Origin of the sequence: Streptomyces sp. NPDC059851 (assembly GCF_042732005.1) — a bacterium.
Taxonomy (GTDB): Bacteria; Actinomycetota; Actinomycetes; order Streptomycetales; family Streptomycetaceae; genus Streptomyces.
This window is the reverse complement of the sequence record NZ_JBHWJJ010000290.1, coordinates 1-2,107: the sequence shown is the minus strand read 5'-3', so window position 1 is coordinate 2,107 and position 2,107 is coordinate 1. Positions and strand designations below refer to the sequence as shown.

The following is a 2,107-nucleotide window of genomic DNA, read 5'->3' as shown; positions in this document are numbered from 1 at the left end:
CCGCACACTTCAGATCCTCCTGGCCACCTGGGCCGGCGCCTGCCCCACCTGTCACCGCGACATACCCACACGCGAACCAACCTGACCAAGCACTAGTAGTGCTCCAGCATCATCTTGTGGGTCTCGCGGCCGATGCCCGACTGCTTGTAGCCGCCGAACGCCGCGTGTGCGGAGTTTGATGAAATTCCGTAGAAGCGGAAGGCGGTTGACCAGGCATGATGACGGACGCGGAGTGGCTTGATCACTGGTTGCAACGGTCTCCAGCTCTTTCAGGGGAGACCCTGGAGAGACTCGTGGAGCACCTGACCGAGGGTGAAGACGAGTGACCACCGGTCTGCGCCGTCACTCTGAGCTGGAGAGGCTCGAAGTCGGCTCGGGCAGCAAGCCACGGAGATGACCGAAGACCCAGGTGTCGACGGCATCGGGGTACCCGTTGATCCAGTCCGTCGGCGGCAGGTCGTGCGGCTCAGCCAGGCCGTGGCACCACTGCGAGGTGATGTGGAGGCTGAGTACGAAGCCCAGTTCAAGAAAGGGCCCACCGGCCGGTTCAAGAACCTCATCTTCGCGGCGGACGGCCCCAAACCCAAGATCGTCTTGCGAGATGCGGTCAACAACGATGTGGAGATCGTCTCGAACGCTGATAACTGCCTGGTGTTCACAGATCCGTTGTCGCCGTATGGCATGACATGGGGTGAGATGATTGCATGGTGGGCCGATCGGCAGCAGGCGGACCCGCACGACCGCCGCACCGCGCACGCACTGTACGCGAGGCTCGCCGCGTCACTGGACTCGGATCCCGAGCGGCTTCTGTTCCGTACCTACTGTGCACGCTACGGCGCAGCGGAAGGCAATGAACTCCCCGCCCCCATACCGCAGGTCTACCTCCACTACGACCCCTACACCCGCATGACACCAGGCCACACATCGGCCCTCGCACGGCAGCGCATGGATTTCCTCCTCCTCACCCCGGACCGGTCGCGTATCGTCATCGAGGTCGACGGCGTCCAGCACTACGCCGACGCAACCGGGAAGGCGTCGCCCAAGCTCTATTCGGAGATGGCCGCCGAGGACCGGCGGCTCCGTCTCATGGGCTACGACATCTACCGCTTCGGCGGCCACGAGCTTGCTCGTACAGATGCTTCCACCATGTTGCACTCGTTCTTCGGCGAGCTGCTCTCACGGCACAAGCGGCCCGGGGCTTGAAGTAGTTCGCGCTGCGCAGGCAGTGCCTTCGTCCGGGGGAGTGCTCGACGTGTGCGCCGCTGGCGGCCAGCGGCGCACACGGCCATCAGGCCGGCTCCGGAGCGACCTCGGCGGTGAGGCGGAGGCCGCGTGGAAGAGGCGGGGCTGGACGTCGGTGGAAACGTGAACCCTGGCCTGCCCCCCCCACTCGGGGGTGGGGCCAGTCAGTCAGGCGTTGACCTGGCCATGTTGACATTGGCACTGCTATCGCTCAGGGCGGCGAGGTAGCGCTCCTCACCGAACGCGGTGCGGGACGTCAATGGCGGCCTGGGCTCTCGGACTCGGCGGCGCTGGCCAGACGCTGGGCCGCATCCTGTATGCGGGCCTGTCAGTCGCAATCTGCTCTGGCGTCCTTATCGCCCTCAGCGGTGCGACCACTGCTGCCTTGGCCCTCATCCCCGGCCCCGTGCCGCTCCTGGTCGTCGTCGCAGTCCTGGCCAGAGTTGTCCCAGGTTCAGGGATTCCAGGGTGCCGTTTCGTGCTCCTAGTCTAGAAGAAGCCGAGCTTCTTCGGTGCGTAGCTGACCAGCAGGTTCTTGGTCGACTGGTAATGGTCCAGCATCATCTTGTGGGTCTCTCGGCCGATGCCTGACTGCTTCACTCCTCCGAAGGCAGCATGTGCGGAGTTTGATGAAAGTCCGTATATGTGGAAGGTGGCTGACCAGGCATGATGACGGACACGGAGTGGCTTGATCGCTGGCTGCAACGAGCTCCGACCCTCTCCGCGGCGACGCTGGAGCGGATTATGGAGCACATGGCCGAAAGTGATGACGACTAGGGTCTGTTGCGAAAATGGATCTTGTTCGTTCATGATCACGTCTCGTGGGACGTGGAGATCTGACGAACGGCGAGTGGGCCCGGCTTGA

The 2,107-nt window shown here is 63.8% G+C and carries 2 protein-coding genes; one reads left to right on the top strand and one right to left on the bottom strand.

Annotated elements, in window-relative coordinates:
* Window positions 1-92: 92 nt before the first annotated feature.
* Entirely contained in the window at window positions 93-245 is a 153-nt protein-coding gene (locus ACFV7Q_RS38790; protein ID WP_385435661.1) for a hypothetical protein, read from the bottom strand.
* Between the two features lie 148 nt (window positions 246-393).
* On the opposite strand from ACFV7Q_RS38790, the gene ACFV7Q_RS38785 reads away from it, so the two are divergent.
* Complete coding sequence (locus ACFV7Q_RS38785) at window positions 394-1,203, top strand: hypothetical protein (RefSeq protein ID WP_385435660.1); 810 nt, start codon at window positions 394-396, stop codon at window positions 1,201-1,203.
* The last annotated feature ends 904 nt before the right edge of the window (window positions 1,204-2,107 follow it).